Annotated in this window: 13 protein-coding genes and 1 pseudogene; 11 read left to right on the forward strand and 3 right to left on the reverse strand. The window is 39.2% G+C overall.

Annotated features, from left to right (window positions below; genetic code table 11):
* Positions 1-264: 264 nt before the first annotated feature.
* The 10 genes and pseudogenes from NLP_RS25030 (at position 265) to NLP_RS25075 (ending at position 15,579) form a co-directional block, all read left to right on the forward strand.
* Positions 265-1,698, forward strand: a complete 1,434-nt coding sequence (locus tag NLP_RS25030; protein WP_104908684.1) for a sensor histidine kinase — start codon at positions 265-267, stop codon at positions 1,696-1,698.
* A gap of 261 nt (positions 1,699-1,959) precedes the next feature.
* Positions 1,960-2,097: pseudogene (locus NLP_RS25035) on the forward strand (ATP-binding protein); the annotation flags it as partial.
* On the forward strand, positions 2,094-2,768 hold the full coding sequence (locus tag NLP_RS25040; protein ID WP_104908686.1) for a response regulator transcription factor: 675 nt from the start codon (positions 2,094-2,096) through the stop codon (positions 2,766-2,768). The pseudogene NLP_RS25035 and the gene NLP_RS25040, both read left to right, overlap by 4 nt.
* A gap of 56 nt (positions 2,769-2,824) precedes the next feature.
* A complete protein-coding gene (locus NLP_RS25045; RefSeq protein WP_104908687.1) occupies positions 2,825-3,037 on the forward strand; it encodes a CopG family transcriptional regulator in 213 nt (70 codons plus the stop codon).
* Between the two features lie 282 nt (positions 3,038-3,319).
* Positions 3,320-4,633, forward strand: coding sequence for a hypothetical protein (locus tag NLP_RS25050; protein ID WP_104908688.1), 1,314 nt, complete (start codon positions 3,320-3,322; stop codon positions 4,631-4,633).
* 79 nt (positions 4,634-4,712) lie between these two features.
* On the forward strand, positions 4,713-9,404 hold the full coding sequence (locus tag NLP_RS25055; protein WP_104908689.1) for a response regulator: 4,692 nt from the start codon (positions 4,713-4,715) through the stop codon (positions 9,402-9,404).
* A gap of 244 nt (positions 9,405-9,648) precedes the next feature.
* Complete coding sequence (locus tag NLP_RS25060) at positions 9,649-10,284, forward strand: hypothetical protein (RefSeq protein WP_104908690.1); 636 nt, start codon at positions 9,649-9,651, stop codon at positions 10,282-10,284.
* 92 nt (positions 10,285-10,376) lie between these two features.
* Positions 10,377-12,566: an OmpA family protein gene (locus NLP_RS25065; protein ID WP_104908691.1), complete on the forward strand. Its 2,190-nt coding sequence runs from the start codon at positions 10,377-10,379 to the stop codon at positions 12,564-12,566.
* 50 nt (positions 12,567-12,616) lie between these two features.
* Positions 12,617-13,141, forward strand: coding sequence for a Rab family GTPase (locus NLP_RS25070; RefSeq protein WP_104908692.1), 525 nt, complete (start codon positions 12,617-12,619; stop codon positions 13,139-13,141).
* A gap of 17 nt (positions 13,142-13,158) precedes the next feature.
* On the forward strand, positions 13,159-15,579 hold the full coding sequence (locus tag NLP_RS25075) for a hybrid sensor histidine kinase/response regulator (protein ID WP_234017056.1): 2,421 nt from the start codon (positions 13,159-13,161) through the stop codon (positions 15,577-15,579).
* A 20-nt stretch (positions 15,580-15,599) separates the two neighbouring features.
* Here the strand turns inward: NLP_RS25075 and NLP_RS25080 are convergent, their stop codons facing one another.
* Positions 15,600-16,028 (reverse strand): ATP-binding protein, encoded by a 429-nt coding sequence (locus NLP_RS25080; RefSeq protein WP_104908694.1) that lies wholly within the window; start codon positions 16,026-16,028, stop codon positions 15,600-15,602.
* A gap of 150 nt (positions 16,029-16,178) precedes the next feature.
* Between NLP_RS25080 and NLP_RS25085 the strand changes: the two genes are divergently transcribed.
* Positions 16,179-17,369, forward strand: coding sequence for a SpoIIE family protein phosphatase (locus NLP_RS25085; protein ID WP_104908695.1), 1,191 nt, complete (start codon positions 16,179-16,181; stop codon positions 17,367-17,369).
* 42 nt (positions 17,370-17,411) lie between these two features.
* On the opposite strand, the gene NLP_RS25090 is transcribed toward NLP_RS25085, so the two are convergent.
* Positions 17,412-17,738: an STAS domain-containing protein gene (locus tag NLP_RS25090; protein ID WP_104908696.1), complete on the reverse strand. Its 327-nt coding sequence runs from the start codon at positions 17,736-17,738 to the stop codon at positions 17,412-17,414.
* Between the two features lie 88 nt (positions 17,739-17,826).
* Entirely contained in the window at positions 17,827-18,540 is a 714-nt protein-coding gene (locus NLP_RS25095; protein ID WP_104908697.1) for a PIG-L deacetylase family protein, read from the reverse strand.
* Positions 18,541-18,564 lie beyond the last annotated feature (24 nt).

Genomic DNA, 18,564 nt, shown 5'->3' on the forward strand with positions numbered 1-18,564 from the left:
GGTAATTCTCAGCAGAAATTAATTTAATTGCTAGTAAATGCATTTAGATTATTATTAGACAATAATTTGCAGATTTAAGATGGCAATTAAATCAAAATATTTAGCAATCTTTTGGGAATGGCTGCACTTTTCACTGTAGGTATGCAACAGAGGTAAGTTCAAATCTGCTATAACTAAAGATGTAGCGGTTAACAGTAACTTTACATTTAGCAGTCTAATTTTATTTTTCAAGCCTTATTAAACACCTAAAACGCAACCGAAACAGTGAAGCAAATCAGAAAAGTTGGGATAAATATAGATCCATTTTCCTTACAATCACGCCTCACGGTTGGTATTGCATCATTTTCAGCTTTGGTATTAGGTAGCCTCGCTACATGGACTAGTTGGAAAATGCAGCAAATTTTAGTTGATAGTCATAAATATAATATAGAACAAATTGCCAAGCGCTTGCCGCAAGATGTGCAAATTTATAGTGAAATGATGGAACCTGAAACTGGGTTGCAAAAGGCTATTAATAATTTGGCAAATACCAACATATTATTATGGCTAAAAAGTCCCGATCATAAAATTTTAGCAAAATCTACTACTTTGGATTTATTATCTGATACTACGGTAGCTGAATTAATGACCCTGACTAAGATGCCGATTAAACCACAAGTTTACAAAGTGAACCAAAGCTACTTTGTTTTGTGTGGTAGTTCTGTGCGAGTACAGGGTAAGTTACTCGGTGAGTTATTTGTAGTCAAGGATATTACCCACGAACAGAGAATGTTTGTAGTAATGGTGCAGAGTTTAGGTATTACTAGTGTTTTGGCAATTCTTGTTTTAACTGCTGCGATCGCATTTTATATTAAGCGTTCTCTGCAACCTCTGCGCCAGCTAAATCAAATGGCTTCTGTGATTTCTGCTGAAGACTTAGGACAAGCGCAGCTATATCTTGATAATGCACCCAGTGAAGTTAAAGAATTAGCTCAAACTTTAACCATGCTGTTATCGCGCCTTTCCCAATCATGGGAGCAAGAGCGAGAATTTGTGAGTAATGTTTCTCACGAATTACGCACACCTTTAACGATTGTACATGGTTATTTGCAGAGCGTCTTGCGAAGGCAGAATAACTTAACTCAAACTCAACAAGAAGCTTTAGAAACTGCGGCATCAGAAGCTGAACGCACTATCCGTCTGCTACAAGATTTACTTGATCTAGCACGTGCAGATAGTGGTTATTTATACTTTCAAATGAAATCTTATGTGCTGAATGACTTGGTTGAAGAAGTGGTCTTGATGGCAAAAAAATATAGCGATCGCCCAATTACAATCGAGTCAGAAATTTATCCAATTGAAATCAAAGCAGATTATAGCCGCTTTAAACAAGTGTTACTAAATTTAATTGATAATGCCATTAAGTATTCTGATGCTGACACACCCATAATTTTTAAGTTAGATCGGCTTCAAGAACGGGCTATTATTCAAGTTTGTGACAAAGGTTATGGCATTCCTTTGCAACAGCAAGCACGCATATTTGAGAGATTTTATCGTGTAGATGAATCTCGCTCTCATACTACTGGGGGTTGTGGTTTGGGTTTATCGATTGTTAAGACACTTGTAGAAGGTATGGGAGGTAGTATAAGTGTGGAATCAAAGTTAGGAGAAGGGAGTATGTTTACAATTAGTTTACCTACATATAATAGCTCTATCTAATTTGTAAAAATTGCAAGACTTAGATCCCCAGTTTCTTGATTTGATTGCAGATATAGTACAGATGACAGATAAATTTGGTATTGCCGAATTCCAGGATGAAAATAATTTTGCGTGATTTCAAAACCTTTGTAGATACTTTGCAATGCAAGATTTCTACACCAAGATTCCTACATCTAATCAGCAATGCCAGAAATTTAAGCATCGGGTAATCTATTTGGAAGTCACCCCGTTTCCTGTGAGAATAAAGGCAGCCCTCGTTTAACTGGCAAAGTAGGTTTGGGTTTATCGATTGTGAAACACCTAATTGAAGGTATAGGAGGCAAAATTGCCATCCTTTCAAAGCCAGGTTATGGTAGCATTTTTATTCTCACATTACCTGCTTTAGGAGCAAAAATATGACAGCACATATCCTTTTGGTGGAAGATGAAGTCAAACTGGCGCGATTTGTCGAATTAGAACTTAATAGCGAAGGATACCGGGTAAGTGTCGCCCATGATGGCATCGCAGGCTTGACTCTGGCGCGAGACTCATCACCAGATTTAGCGATTCTGGATTGGATGCTTCCAGGGTTGACGGGTTTGGAAATTTGTCGACGTTTGCGAACAACAGGTAGTACACTACCAGTGATTTTGTTGACAGCAAAAGATCAAGTCAGCGATCGCGTGGCAGGATTAGATGCAGGAGCTGATGATTATGTAGTTAAGCCCTTCAGCATTGAGGAACTATTAGCTAGAATTCGCGCTCATCTCCGCCGCACGCAAGAAACAGACGAGGATTTGTTGCAATTTGAAGATTTAAGCTTAAATCGGCGCACCCGTGAAGTATTTCGAGAGAAACGAAGCATTCAGTTAACAGCAAAAGAATTTGATTTATTAGAATATCTCCTTTCACATCCACGTCAAGTATTTACTAGAGATCAAATTTTAGAGAAAGTTTGGGGTTACGATTTCATGGGTGATTCTAATATTATTGAGGTTTATATTCGTTACTTGCGACTCAAGTTGGAAGAAAATAATGAAAGACGTTTGATTCATACAGTCCGTGGTGTAGGCTATGCACTACGGGAGTAATTGTAATGACTTGGTGATTTAAAGAAAAAGCAACATATTGAAGATCAAAGAAAATTATGAAGAAAAAATGGGCTGTTAAACGATTGACAATAAATCTCACAACCGAGGAAATGAAGAAACTTGAACACTACTGTACTCTCACAGGAAGACCAGCAACAGATGTAATTCGAGAATTGCTCCGAAGTCTTGAGGTTGACAATGCTGAAAACTTTGAGATGGGAATAGCAGACTCAACAATCACTGTTGGCAGTTGCTCAAAATCACACTAACTATCGACTCGAATATAGCGTTTCATAATCAGAATGAGGTACAACTTAACCTCACCCCCAACCTCTTGATAAAAAGAGGGGTTGGGGGTGAGGTTTTAATATGTACTTCATGCATCTGGGAACTTCTATATCCTGCCAAATTAACGTTTTTATGCCTTTTGCCTTTCCTATGTTTTAACAAGCATCGATTATGGGCATCATAATCCCAGTCCGAATACATCAGCTAGCAGCCAGAAAATTATTTGGCAGCCAGTTTTTCATTTACAAATATAGTATCAACCGATGGTATATATTTTTAGACCTTATCTCTTTGTTTCTCGATATAGTTTGTACACTGTATTTCTTTTAGGATGCCTACAGATTCATTTGGGAGTAATCTGTAGCGTAGGTATTTGGATATTATCAGCAGCTAAGTTACAAGCAGCCCAAGCACATCAAACCTGGAAATCACCCTCAGGATTGACTGAGCAAGTCACCACAGTTAATCCTGAGTCAGCAGAGCAATTCTCAAAACCACTCCCCTATCAGTTAGAGCCAACACCTATTTTGATGGCGGCACCCGAAAACTTCAATCCTGATTTGCGATTACCGCCACCGCTACCCGAACCACCGCAGCAAAATTCTAGTCCGCCACCGCTACCCGAACCACCACAGCAGAATTCTAGTCCACCAACAACTTCCACCAAACCAAAAACGTCGGATGCAGTTTTGGAAAGTATTGATACGGACTATCACTATGAGACAGACAACTTTGGCCAAACTAATTTTTTCCTTGAGCCAACAGTTCAGTTTCGATTGAGAAATGGCAATAAAATCTTTTTCAAGACAGGTTTTAACTTCTTTGAGCAACGCGGTGTTGAATCAGTAACCAATTTTCCCTTGCAAGTTGGATGGCAAGGAAAAATTGGACAAGCGACTCTACAAACAGCAGCTGGAGTCGATGTGTTCAATCGTTTACCCACAGCTCTCAATCTCAATGCTAAGGTGGAGGCTCCCATTTCGCCGCCGCGAGTTTCGTCATCAGGTCGATTGCTATCGGTAGTAGTACTATCAGGGAATTTAGAACAAGGGCCTTATAAATCAAATGCTCGAACTTTAGACAATCAAATTACTGCTTGGCGATTTGGGCCTGATTTATACTGGCAGATTGACCGTGACACCAGCTTGTTTTCCTCATTGCGTTTGGGTAGTTACAACGATGGTAATTCCGATGTGCAGTCTTTTAGTAGATTAGAGCGCAAGTTCGGACAATTTTCTTTGGCAGCTAACTTATTTACTTGGAGTTACGATCGCGATTTAGAACGCACAAGTGGCTATTTTTCTCCACCAGATTTCCTAGTTTACAACGGTGAGGTGGCTTGGGAGGGAGATATTACTAATTTCTTACGCTGTCGCCTTGCTGCCAATTTAGGACGGCAGCGACTTAAAGGAGAATTTGACAACGCCAATACCTATCAAACGCGCTGTACAGTAAAACTGTCGCCCAGTATAGAAGCAGACTTGGGCTATAGCTTTAGTAATGTCCGAAATCAAGAAACTGGCACAAGTGCTTACGGTGGTAATTCCTTCACAGGACAGTTACGGGTCAAATTTTAGAAGGCAGGAGGCAAAAGGTAAACCCTATAAATAATTTAAAATTCAAAATCTAAAATCCAAAATGGTATAAGGCTGAAGAATGAAAGCACCATTACCTGATAACGAAATACAGCGAATCGAATCTCTTTTGCAGTATAAAATACTCGACACTCGGTCGGAAGTTGCTTTTGACGACCTCACCCGTTTAGCCTCATATATTTGTGAAACTCCCATTGCCTTAATCAGTTTAATTGATAGCGATCGCCAATGGTTCAAGTCAAAAGTTGGTTTGGATGCCCTAGAAACACCGCGAGATGTGGCATTCTGTGCCCATGCTATTCTGCAACCTGAAGTTTTTGTTGTGCCTGATGCCACAGTTGACGAAAGGTTTGCGACAAACCCGTTTGTCACCTCTGACCCGAATGTTCGATTTTATGCTGGTGTACCGCTGACGAACCCTGAAGGATATGCACTAGGAACACTTTGTGTAATTGACCATGTACCAAGAAACCTTTCTCCCGAACAATTGGAAGCATTACAAATTCTCGGTCGCCACGTAATAAAACAACTAGAAATGCGGCGCACTTTAGCAAGTTTAGTATTAGCGAGTGATACACGCAAACAGACGCAGAAGCGACGCAAACAATTTTTTCAAAAAGTAGCTGGAGGGTTTGGGTTAGCATCAGTAATTTTAGTTTTAATTGGCGTGATTTCTTATCACAACACACGCATATTGATTGATAATAATAATCAGGTACAAAAAACTCAAGAGAAAATTAATAAACTAGAAGAATTACTGTCCGATATGAAGGATGCTGAGACTGGACAACGCGGTTATATCCTCACTGGACAAGAAACTTATCTGGAACCTTATCAAGCAGTAGTTGGAAACATCGATCGCAAAATTGTCGAACTGAGAGATTTAATCACAGATCAATCTAACCAACAAAAGCAGTTTGCAACCCTTGAATCTCTGATAGCTGCAAAACTTGCCATACTCAAGCAGACTATAAACCTGCGTCAAAATCAGGGATTCGACGCAGCGTTGCAGTTAATCCAGACAAACAAAGGAAAACATCTCATGGATGATATTCGTAAGATCGTCCATGAGATAGAGAATCAGGATAAAAGGTTGCTCCAACAGCAGTCACAAGCTGCAAAAGCCAGTGCTAACACCACGCTTTTGACACTGGCGATCGCTATTTTTCTAAGTTTTCTGATTCTGGCTATAGTCTACTATTTAATTTCTCGTGAGGTAAAAGAGCGTAAATTAACAGAGGAGACACTGAACCAAGAACGCAACTTTATCTCAGCAGTCCTTGATACAGCCAGCGCTTTGGTAATAGTTATTGACACACAAGGACAAATCGTTCGCTTCAATCAAGCTTGTGAACAAATAACTGGTTACTCATTTGATGAGGTGAGAGGAAGGCATTTCTGGAACCTGTTTTTACTTCCTGAACAGGTAGAGCAAGTTAAGGCAGTTTTTGAGCAGTTGCGAATTGGTGAAGGGCCCAATGAGTACGAAAACTATTGGGTAGCTAAGGATGGCAGTCGGCGGCTGATTACCTGGACTAACACTACCTTGCAAGACCATAAGGGCTACGTTGAATACATTGTCGCCACAGGTATCGATATCACCGATGCCTTCGAGGAACTGCGCTTACGCAAACGAGCTGAACAACATCTCAAAGCTGAGTATTCTACAACCCGCGTCTTGGCAGAGTCAACTACAATCAACGAAGCCATGCCCCAAATCCTGCAAGGAATCTGCGAAAGTTTGGGATGGGATTTAAGTGAATTTTGGATGCTAGATCCGCGATCAAATCTACTGTCTTTGCTAAATTCATGGTATAAAATCTCTTTCGAGATGCAAGAATTTGATATCCTCAGTCGGCAGATTACGTTTGCACCAGGAATTGGGCTGCCTGGTCGTGTCTGGACTAGCCTTGAACCTGTTTGGATCGCTGATGTTGCTAAAGATCAAAGTTTCATCCGCTCTCAAATCGCTGCCCAAGCAGAACTGCACGGAGCTTTCGGTTTTCCGATTCGTAGTGGTAAAAAAGTTATCGGTGTCATTACCTGCTTTAGCCATGAGATCCAGCAAGCTGACCTAGATTTGGCAAAAGTCATGAATTCGATTGGTGAGCAAGTAGGGCAGTTTATTGAGCGCAAGCAGGCAGAAGAACAACTTCAACGCCAAAACTTGCGATCGCAACTATTTACTGAAATCACCCTCAAAATTCGTCAGTCTTTGCAAATCAAAGAAATTTTCCAAATTACTGTCACCGAAGTTCAAAAAATTCTCCATAGCGACCGAGTTTTGATTTATCAGCCTTTGGCAGATGGATCTGGAGCCACTGTGGTTGAAGCAGTAATTTCTGGCTGGCTGGCAATTAAAGATAAAGAGCTAGTCGATGCTTACTTTCAAGCCGAATACATCCAGCAGTACTATCTACAGCAGTACCGTCAAAAACCGAATCTGGGGCTTGCTGACTTAGATATAGTTGAAGTCCAAAAAAACCATCTGGAATTACTGCAACAATTTGGAGTCCAATGTAATTTAGTCATACCCATTCTTGTCAAAGAAGAACTTTGCGGTTTACTGATTGTCCATCAGTGCGGCAGTTTTCGCCAATGGTCTAGCTTTGAAACTCATCTTTTACGGCAAATAGCTGACCAAGTAGGTATTGCCTTAGCCCAAGCCCAAATGTTAGATGCAGAAACTCAACAGCGACGAGAACTCGAAATTGCCCGTCACCAAGCTGAATTAGCTTCTCAAACCAAAAGTGCCTTTTTGGCCAACATGAGCCATGAAATTCGGACTCCAATGAATGCTGTGTTGGGGATGACAAGCTTAATGTTAGAAACTCCCCTAAACTCCGAGCAGCGGGATTTTATGGAAACAATTCGCATTAGTGGCGATGCTCTGTTAAGCCTGATCAACGAAATTTTGGATCTGTCCAAACTAGAGGCTGGGGAAATGGCACTAGAAACTCTAGATTTTGACTTATCTACCTGTGTAGAAGAGGTCTTGGAATTATTGGCTCCCTCAGCCCATCATAAGGGATTAGAAATTGCAGGATTAATTTATAGCAACGTCCCCACCCGCCTCCAAGGCGATGCTGGCCGCCTGCGGCAAATTCTCATGAACCTGATCGGCAATGCGATCAAGTTCACGAGTAATGGAGAGGTAGTATTACGAGCAGAATTGCGTACGCTTTCCCCGACTACAGCCACCATCTATTTTGCCATTACAGATACTGGTCTTGGCATTACCCCTGAAGATCAATCCAAACTCTTTCAGCCATTTACCCAAGTAGATGCTTCCACCACTCGTAAATATGGCGGTACAGGTTTGGGATTAGCCATCTGCAAGCAACTGGTAAGCTTGATGGGGGGAGAAATGGGCGTAGAAAGTCGCTTGGGGAAAGGATCTAAGTTTTGGTTTGAAGTAACTCTCGCCAAGCAACTTGAGCCTATTTCTTTAGAAGGCGAAGGCGAACTTTTGCTGAATCGGCGCTTGTTAGTAGTGGATGATAATGCTACTAATCGCAAAATCATCTACCATCAAGCTACCCGTTGGGGGATGCTGGTGGATCAAGCTGCTTCGGCTACTACTGCCCTCAAAGCTATTCAGGAAGCCGCCAAGCAAAAAAATTTCTATGACATAGCTGTGATTGATATGCAGATGCCAGAAATAGATGGCATGACATTAGGAGAACAAATTAAAGCAAATTCAGCGATCGCTGGGCTACCTTTGATTATGCTTACCTCTACTAATCAACGCGATGAAATCCAGCGATCGCTAAAAATAGGATTTGCGGCTTATTTAGTCAAACCTGTTAAGCCGTCCCGACTCCTCGATACCATCATGACTATTTTAGGAACGCAGCTAGAAGAAGAGACAGAAGTCAGAATTCAGGAGTTAGAAGTCAGAAGTCAGAATTTAAAACTGAAAAATTCTGAAAACAACCGCAACTATTATTCTCCTAACTCCCCCAAACTTAGAATTCTCTTAGCTGAAGATAATTTGGTGAATCAAAAAGTTGCCTTGAAGCAACTCCAAAGTCTGGGTTATAGTGCTGATGTCGCTGGTAATGGAAAAGAAGTTTTGCAGCTATTAGAAAAAATTCCTTATGATTTAATTCTGATGGATTGCCAAATGCCAGTTCTCGATGGTTTAGAAACCACAAAAGAAATTCACCGTTGGCAAGAAAGCTACTTTGCTAGTGGTTATCGTCCTGTGGTAATTGCCATGACAGCTAATGCCATGAAAGAAGACCAACAAATGTGTCTAGATGCCGGAATGGATGACTATTTGAGCAAGCCAGTAATAAAAGAAAAATTGGCGGGAGCACTAGAGCGTTGGGGAAATGTGATATTCGAGGCAAAAGAAACAGCTGCTACAAAGCAGATTTATACAACCGATGTCGGTTCAGTTAACCTCCCAATTGATTGGGAACGCTTACACCAACTCTCGGAAAATAACTCAGAATTTGAATTGGAACTACTGCAAATATTTGTTGAAGATATTCAACCTCGTCTAGAGTTAATTAAAATAGCGATCGCAGATCATAACTTTGAGCAAATAGCGCTCCAAGGGCATCAAATTAAAGGTGCTAGTGCCAATATGGGAGTTACAACCATGCATCTGGCAGCAGAAAAACTAGAACAACTAGCTTATAACCAAGAGCGTCGAGGTTCTAGTAACTTAATCGTAGAGTTAGAAGACTTTGTTAAACGCATCGAAGAATTTTTGAACTGTAAAGATAGTAACGCCAAAACCTAAAATAATAATATTTATTAATAAATTAACTGGAGCATTTTTTCTGAGTAAGTTATGAAAAACACTTATTTTCCATTTCTCATTACTCATTTTCTATTTTACAGATAGAAATTGTAACCGATTGGGAATAATAACAAAGTATATTCGGTGAGCAGCTGCATCATCAGCTAAAAATTTTTAGCCTAAATATCAGTTAAATGCATCACCTCTTATTCCCAATTGATTCCCGAAAAGCGAGGTTTTCCTAATGAGTCAGATGAGTAGAGACGATGTACGAGAAAGACTTGGCAATATCGATCAGATCCGCGATATTATTCTTGGAACACAGCTAAGAGAGTACGAAAATCGATTTAGCAAGCTGGAATCAGATATATCTCTCCTGCAACAACAGACACGATTGCATGTCGAGCAACTCAAGTCCAACTTTTCGGCTGAACTAAAAGCGGGGTTTGAGTCCCTGGATAAAAAGCTGAAGTCATTTAGCCTCGCAACTCAAGAAGAAACTCTTGACTTACGGCAACAGGTTGATAGACTTAATAAAAAGTTTTCTAGCAGCGTTCAGTCGCTTGATGAAACCTTAGATAACCAAACTACCTCGATTCGAGATGAAATCTTTCAAACTAAAGTCCAATTACAAGATGATGTCACGGCATTACGCGATCTGATTTTAGAAGAAATAGAGCGACGCTTCTCGCAGTTGACAGACACTAAAGTTTCTAAAGACGATATGGCTGAAACTTTGTTTGCCTTAGGAATGCGTCTGAAAGAAACTGAATTTATTCCCAAATTGCGAGAAGCAGCCAATGAACGCAGCGACGAATATACTGCTGTACCGCTTTTAGAGACTACAAAGTTGTCAAAAGTAAATGTTAACTCACTCTAATAGTACGGCAGAATTGCATTTGTAATTAAGTCATAAGGCAAGAATAACTCCTACTCAACACTCAAAACTCAGCATTCAGCACTCTTAAAAGGATGACTCAGGTGGAAAATTCGGTTTCTCAATCTGTTGAGTTGAAGTCAGAAACATCTGTGCAGCTTGACAATTTGCTGCATTTGCTTATCGATCTCAAAATTATCGAATCACCTGAGCAATCTCCTTTCTTACCATCAGAAACTGATAATAAAAATGAGTATATTCCAGAAGAAACTAAATTTTTGCAACTTCCTCCAGTGACATTAGAAGTATGTGAAGCTTATTTAGAGTCGGATTTTAATTTGACTCAAGATATATCTAATTACTCACAAAATACTCAAGAAGAATTAGAAGAATCTATTGAAATATTTACAAAATTTGAGGAAAAATTAGACAACTCAGAGGATGCATTGCAAAAATTACGGGAAATATTAGTCGGATATGAGCTAGCAGAAATAAATCATATTACAGCTAAACTTGAACAAAAATTAACAAAAATAGAGCATCAAATTTACGACCCTAAAGAGCTAATAAATCTACTACTACCGTGGATTTCTGAGCTTTTAAGGCTAAAGATTACAGAGTCGAGAGAGGAAATTGTCCAAATAATTGCTCCGATCATCGATCAGACTATCCGCAGTCGCACTGAACAGGATAAAATTAGCATGAGTGAGGCGATCGCGCCTGTAATTCCTCTAGCTATTTCCCAACAGATTATTATCGCTCCAGAAGAAGTTTCAGATGCGATCGCTCCGGCAATGGGACGAGCCATAAAAAAGCAAATTGAAATTGAGCAGAATATTGTGGTGGATGCACTCTACCCAGTTATTGGTAGTACCATAGCCAAATATATGGCAGAGACAATCCGTGCCATTAACCGACAAGTTGAAGAAACCCTCAGCGTTGAAGGTATTAAACGTAAAATTCGTGCCAAGCTACAGGGAGTTTCAGAAGCAGAATTAATTCTTAAAGAAGCTCTACCATTTACAATTCAAGCTATTTTCTTGATTCATAAAGCATCTGGTTTAGTTATCTCAAATATTCAGCATTCTGATGTAGAGCAGCTAGAAGCTGAAATGGTAGCAGGAATGCTGACAGCAATTCGCAGCTTTGCCAATGATTGCATCAATCTATCTGGAAGCATAACAGAATTAGATGCAATTGAATATGGGACATCCAAAATAATTTTAGAAGTTGCAGGATACTGTTATTTAGCGATTGTTGTACGCGGAGAACCAAGCAAAAACTTTATTTGGGAAATGCGGCAAGTATTCAGTGCGATCGTTAAAAAGCATGGTGATTTAATTGAAAAATTTGACGGCGATCCAGATTCAATTCCTCTTGAAATTTATACACTTCTAGAAAAACTGAAATATACAGGTATTCAGGAAAACAATAAAACAAAAATATCACCGCTACTGATATTAGGTTTAACAATTATCAGCACCATTTTCATTCCTTGGGGTATTTGGCAATATCGTAGTGGAGTTGTACATTCCATAGAAAATCAAACTTTGTTGGCTCTAACTTCTGTTCCAGAACTAGCCGTATATCGGCTCAGTGTACAAGTAGAACATAATAAATTAAAATTAACAGGACGATTACCTAATCAAATTCTTCGCCAGAAAGCCGAGCAAACTGTCCAAATCACCTCTCCTAATTGGGTGATTGACAATCAAATTTTATTAGTAGAAGTACCAGCAGATCCCGTATTAGCTGCTGCTGAAGTAAAACGAGTTACAGCAGTTTTAAATCAGACTGACGATATAGCAATTTCCGCTCAATACATCGCTGGTAAAGTAGCTGTTGAAGGAACTGTCAACCGAATTGCAGATGCTCAGATTATTGCTAAGGCATTTGAACAAATTCCTGGCGTAAAATCTGTGTCTAGCGCGGTACGAGTAGAACCCCCACAGATTGAAGTTCGATTTTACTTTCAACCCAACTCAGCAAGTTTAATGAAAGTAGATACAGCGCATAAGATTCAACAGGTTAAGGTTTTCCTTAATCAGCACCCAAATAAGCATTTAAAAATCATTGGTTATAGCGACCGTACTAGCGTGAACAAATCTCAAAAATTGGCACTGGCGCGAGCAAAGGCTGTACAACAAGCACTGATTAAATTAGGCATTGAGCCATCTCGCCTACAGGTCATTGGTAGGACAAATTTACCACCAGGAATTGATGAAACTCAACCCTTGTGGTTAAGCCGCTGTGTCGCTCTAGAACCGATAAACAAGCAATTTTAAGTTTATAATAGCGATGATTTTGAGCAAAGATTTTCTAATTTTCTCCAACTATGTCTACAATCTCTAAAAAAATATGCTTGTTTGGTGATTTTGGTGTTGGTAAAACTAGTTTGATTCGCCAATTTGTCGAGTGTCAGTTTAGTGATGAATACCTTTCAACTGTAGGAGTAAAAATCTCTCGTAAATTGGTTAGTGTTTCCGAAAAAAATCTACTTAGTGAACAAAACTTACAGCTGATAATTTGGGATATTGAAGGTAGTAATAAGTTTAAGGCAGTTGCTAACAACTATTTTCAAGGGTCTAAAGGTGCTGTGATAGTTGGTGATGTGACACAAGCAGAAACGCTCAATCATATCCAGGAGCATATTCAAACTTTTTTAGCTGTTAATCCTAACAGCTATATTGTTGTTGCACTGAACAAATCAGATATGATTGCAGCCGAATATTTAGAAAAAATTCGTCAAATGTATCAATTTACCAAGCAAGCTAATATATTAGACACTTATGTAACTTCAGCTAAAACTGGCAATAATGTTGATAAAATGTTTCAAGCTTTAGCCACTCGTTTAATTTAATTAAGATGAATTCATTTTTGACAAATTTATTATCTGTATGTGGTATTGAATATTTGATAATTGATGAAAACTTCAAGATTATAGAGATGTCTTTGGGATTAAATCATTTTGCCGATATTCCTAATGAAGCAAAGCTCGGTCAGGATGTTCGGATTGTGTTTCCAGAATTAGAGGGACTTGAAGATATTTTTGATGCAATTCTACAGGGAGAACAAAATAATTTTGAATTAAAAGGAATTATGCGATCGCAAGATACGGCTTCTCCTTTGTATATTGATATTCGTATTACTAATAAGCTCCAGGAAGACCATTCCAGCAATCGACTAACTATCGTTGTCGAAGATGCTACAGAACGGATGGTACTTGAGCAATCTTTATTTCAAGGTGCAAATGAAGCAAATCTTTTGCTACGTAACTTAAAAGCTTCTAAACAATATATTGACCAAATTGTGACATCAATGGCGGACGCCTTGTTAGTGACAACGCTATCAGGCGAGATAAAAAAAATGAATTATGCCGCACAAATTTTATTGCAATATAACGAAGTAGAACTCATCGGTCAACCGATCGCAAAAGTTATTAGAGAAGTCAATAAGTATCCATTGACAATTGATGATACTGATATATCCCACAGTCAAGACATAAATACTTTAGTAAAAGAAATAGAAACCGTTTGTTATACCAAAAGTTGTAAAACAATTCCCGTAGCTTTTTCATCCTCAATCGTAAAAACAGAAATTGAACATTTTCAAGGTTATGTTTACATTTTGCGAGACATGACTGAACGAAAACAGGCAGAACTTGCTAAACAAGAATTCTTAGCCATGATTAGCCATGAAGTACGGACTCCGATCGCATCGGTAATTGGTATGGCCGGTTTGTTGCAATATACTGAATTGACTGCTGAACAGCAAGATTTTGTTGAAACTATTTACACCAGTGGAAATTCTTTACTGAAAATTATTAACGATTTTCTTGACTTCTCCAAAATACAATCAGGTAACTTGGAACTAGAAGAGGAGCCTTTTGGTTTGCGAAATTGCATTCATGAGGCTTTTTATATGCTTGCACCTACAGCTAAAGAAAAAGGTTTAAAACTTACATTTTTAGATACTCCTGAACTTCCTACTACGATTGTGGGGGATATCACCAGACTGCGCCAAGTCTTGATTAATTTAATCAGTAATGCGATTAAATTTACCGAAACTGGAAGTATAGAAGTTTCAGTTATAACCCGCAAGAATAGCAATATTAATCATTCTTGTGCTGCCAATACTGACGAAATTCAGTTTAGTGTTAAAGATACAGGCATGGGAATTCCACGCGATCGCTTGGAGCGTTTATTTAAAGCTTTCAGTCAAGTTAACTCCTCTATTACTCGACAATATGGCGGTACTGGCTTAGGTCTTGCCATCTGTAAGCAACTGTGCGAGTTAATGGGTGGCAGAATTTGGGTTGAAAGTGAGCTTAATGCAGGTAGTACATTTTACTTTACGATTGCCGCTTCTGTGATTCCAGAAGAGTCAGCAGGAGCCAGTGTGGTCTTCCCCCAACAGGAGATACCAAAAGCGATCGAGTCTCCCCCAGTGGAGCAACAGGCGTTCAATAGTCAGGAGTTATTCAGCGTCCGCGCGTCTTCTTCCCCGTCTCCTGACCTACATAAATTAAGAATTCTTTTAACTGAAGATAATCTGGTGAATCAGAAAATAGCCTTGAAACAACTCAAAAACCTGGGCTACAGTGCTGATCTCGCTAATAATGGGAAAGAAGCGTTGCAGCTATTAGAAAAGATTCCTTACGATTTGGTTCTGATGGATTGCCAAATGCCAGTTCTTGACGGTTTGGAAACCACAAAACAAATTCATCGTTGGCAAGAAAGCAGCTTTGCTAGTGGTCGTCGTCCTGTAGTAATTGCGATGACAGCTAATGCGATGAAACAAGACAAACAAATGTGTTTAGATGCCGGAATGGACGACTATTTGAGCAAGCCGGTGATGAAAGAAAATTTGGCCGCGACGCTAGAGTATTGGGGAAATGTGATATTCAGAGCAAAAGAAACAGCTGCCACAGAGCAGACAGTTTCTACAACAGATGTCGATTCGGTTGACCTCCCAATTGATTGGGAACGCTTGCATCAACTTTCAGAAAATAACCCAGAATTTGAATTGGAACTATTGCAAATGTTTGTTGAGGATATTCAACCTCGTCTAGAGTTAATTAAAATAGCGATCGCAGCTCATGACTTTGAGCAACTAGCACTCCAAGGGCATCAAATTAAAGGTGCTAGTGCCAATATGGGAGTTACAACCATGCATCTGGCAGCAGAAAAACTAGAACAATTAGCAATAAACCAAGAGCGTCGAGGTACTACTAACTTAATCGTAGAGTTAGAAGAGTTTCTTAAACGCATCGAAGAGTTTTTAATCAGTAGTAAGTAGTCAGTGTCTTCCCACTCCAGTCATAGGTCTTTTTTGTAATATTTGTTAATAAATAAACAGTAACGATTATCTTCTGTCGGCTCATAACTCAATTTGTCGGCAATGGCGGACATGATTTTTAAACCCCGCCCGCGCTCTTGATCGTTATCCTCAAATTCAGATGTTTTGCACAATTGCTGTTCTAAGTCAAATGGTTCACCTTGAGACCAGATGCGAATTTCTATATATTCATCTAACCGCACAGCTTCCATCTCAATCGGAGTTTCAATAGGTAAATTTTTGTGTGCGTGTTCAACAATATTAGTAAAGCCTTCCATCATCAGAGTTTGACATTGCCACCAAATTTGTTTATCGGTAATAGGTGGTTGATTTATCTGCTCGAACCAAGACAAAACTTGAGGTGAAGTTGTCAGGTCTGTGTTGACTTTGAGATAAATTTTATTATTCACTTCTTAACTAATAAAATATTGTTAAATCATCATATTCCTTAATTAGTTTATTTAATTTGAGTATTTTTACTATACATTAAAAACTAAATTGCATATAACTTAAATTAAAGCAACTATTTACCGATCGTTTTACTTAGTAAACTGTAATTTATGTTTAAAATTCTGGTTATTGATGATGACCCGACAGTGCGAGCAGTACTGAAAAGTACACTCCAAAGGCAGGGTTATGAGACTACAGTAGCCAGTAATGGCGAAGAAGGAATTATAAAAGCACAACTGCTACATCCTGCCCTGATTATCTGTGACTGGATGATGTCCCAGGTAGATGGGCTAGAAGTGTGTCGTCGAATTAGAACAGATCCAGAGTTAGCAACTACTTTTTTTATTCTATTGACGGCTAGGGGAGCAGCACGAGGAGAAGAGGAAGATAGAGTTAGGGGACTTGATGCTGGAGCGGATGAGTTTATCTCTAAACCGATAGAGATGAATGAATTGAAAGCACGAGTGAGAGCAGGACTAAGGTTACACCAGCTAAATCAGGATTTACAAAGTCAAAAGCAAGCTTTAGAGACACTAAATCAAGATTTGCAAACCCAAAAGCAAATTTTGGAAACCGAATTGTCTGAGGCAGCTGCTTATGTGCGATCGCTTTTACCCTCACCGCTTGTAGGAACAGTAACTACAGAAAATCTGTTTATTCCCTCAGCGCAGCTAGGAGGCGATTGCTTCGACCATCATTGGATTGATGAGGATCATTTGGCAATTTATTTGTTGGACGTATCAGGTCATGGAGTGGGTTCAGCCCTCCTATCGGTATCGGTGCTGAATGTTTTGCGATCGCAATCTCTACCGAACACTAACTTTTCTCAACCAAGTGAAGTCCTAAAAGCCCTGAATCATGCCTTCCAAATGAGCAAGCACGGTGATAAATACTTTACAATCTGGTATGGAGTTTATCACCGCCTTAAACGTCAACTCATTTATGCCAATGCCGGACATCCACCAGCTTTACTGTTATCTAATACCTCCACAAATAATATCGAAGTTAAACAGCTAACTTCTTTAGATTTACCAATTGGCTTTTTACCTGAAGTTCAATTTGAGGATGCTGTTTTTCAGGTTGAAGAAAACAGCACTTTATACATCTTTAGTGATGGTGCTTATGAAATTAATCAGTCAGATGGTAAAATTTGGGGAATCGATGCTTTCATTGACTTACTAACCAAATATAGTCAGAAAGATAGCTCTAACCTTAATCAACTATTAGGGAACATTCTCACCTTAAATGCTCAAGATAATCTTGATGATGACTTATCTTTAGTAAAAGTTAACTTTGGTTAGAATAGTCAAATATGCATATTTAATTTTGGATTGTTTAACAGCTTATTGTGTTGCCAATACTTGACGATTGAATTCATCTTGATCGGCAAATGTTTGAAAAATTCTATCCATTTTAGTTAGTTCAAATAACATCCTGACTTGATCGCTGATCGAACAAACAAACAATTTACGATTAGCAGTTCGTGCCATTTGCATTGCTGATACTAAAGCACCTAAACCAGAGCTATCAATAAACTTTACTTCTTTCATATCAAGCAACAAAATATCGGCTCCGTTTGCCAGAATACCGCTAACTTCGCGACGTAGTTCGTTACCTCTAATACCGTCTAAAATTCCAGATAATTCTAGTATTTTTACATTCAAACTCATGGTTTTATTTTCCGATTATTTGGCTTGAAAACTATGTAGTTATATTTTGGCATTGACCTAATTAAACCGCAATAGATAAAGTCTACAATTAGCTTTGTTTTACTACTTGCTGATTACTATTATTTGCTATTGCAGTAAAAAAGCTAGCATCAACCCATTGCCGAGAAATTTCAAAAGCTTCAAAATAGCCATCTTTCTGACCTAACTCTCGTGCCCAAAAGCGAGACAGAACAAGTATGGCATCGAGTTGCATAAATGCTTTATTTAATTCTGATTCATAACAACCGATAGCTGCAACTTTTTCCTCAATTACAGAGGTGATATCCACAAAAAAGTTGGGTTCAAAACCGCGCAAAAAAACAGGCGGGGCTGAATACCACAAGGGTATATTCTTGCGGGTAGCAACATTAGAAACTGCGATCGCACAGACTTCATGATCTCTATGTCCATATTTTTCAGGCTGTGGTGCGTGAGTAATAATCAGATCCGGTTGCCAACGTCCAAGAGCTTCTTCAGTAACTTTAATCACTGCTTGTGTTGAAAAATTGCACTCCTCAAGTGCATGAAACTCGTAAGTTGCACCGATGATTTTACCAGCTGCATCTGCTTCTTGATGACGTGTACCTTTAACAGGCGAACTAGAAAGACCACCATCAGTCAAAATTAAGCAACGAACATTCCATCCTGCTTTGGACATCAGACTGAGAGTACCAGCAGCAGGTAGAACTTCATCATCAGCATGAGCATAGATTGTTAAGACAGTTCGCTGACCAAAGTTGTTTGAGTCCGAATAAGTGTTCATAGCTGTTTTCTTTCTAAATTAGAT

The organism is Nostoc sp. 'Lobaria pulmonaria (5183) cyanobiont', from assembly GCF_002949795.1.
GTDB lineage: Bacteria > Cyanobacteriota > Cyanobacteriia > Cyanobacteriales > Nostocaceae > Nostoc.

Bases quoted from the DNA above. Each gene is read 5' to 3' on its own strand.
- NLP_RS25040 (WP_104908686.1), top strand. From the start codon at position 2,094: ATGACAGCACATATCCTTTTGGTGGAAGATGAAGTCAAACTGGCGCGA.
- NLP_RS25045 (WP_104908687.1), top strand. From the start codon at position 2,825: ATGAAGAAAAAATGGGCTGTTAAACGATTGACAATAAATCTCACAACC.
- NLP_RS25050 (WP_104908688.1), top strand. From the start codon at position 3,320: ATGGTATATATTTTTAGACCTTATCTCTTTGTTTCTCGATATAGTTTG.
- NLP_RS25055 (WP_104908689.1), top strand. From the start codon at position 4,713: ATGAAAGCACCATTACCTGATAACGAAATACAGCGAATCGAATCTCTT.
- NLP_RS25060 (WP_104908690.1), top strand. From the start codon at position 9,649: ATGAGTCAGATGAGTAGAGACGATGTACGAGAAAGACTTGGCAATATC.
- NLP_RS25065 (WP_104908691.1), top strand. From the start codon at position 10,377: ATGACTCAGGTGGAAAATTCGGTTTCTCAATCTGTTGAGTTGAAGTCA.
- NLP_RS25070 (WP_104908692.1), top strand. From the start codon at position 12,617: ATGTCTACAATCTCTAAAAAAATATGCTTGTTTGGTGATTTTGGTGTT.
- NLP_RS25085 (WP_104908695.1), top strand. From the start codon at position 16,179: ATGTTTAAAATTCTGGTTATTGATGATGACCCGACAGTGCGAGCAGTA.
- NLP_RS25090 (WP_104908696.1), bottom strand. From the start codon at position 17,738: ATGAGTTTGAATGTAAAAATACTAGAATTATCTGGAATTTTAGACGGT.
- NLP_RS25095 (WP_104908697.1), bottom strand. From the start codon at position 18,540: ATGAACACTTATTCGGACTCAAACAACTTTGGTCAGCGAACTGTCTTA.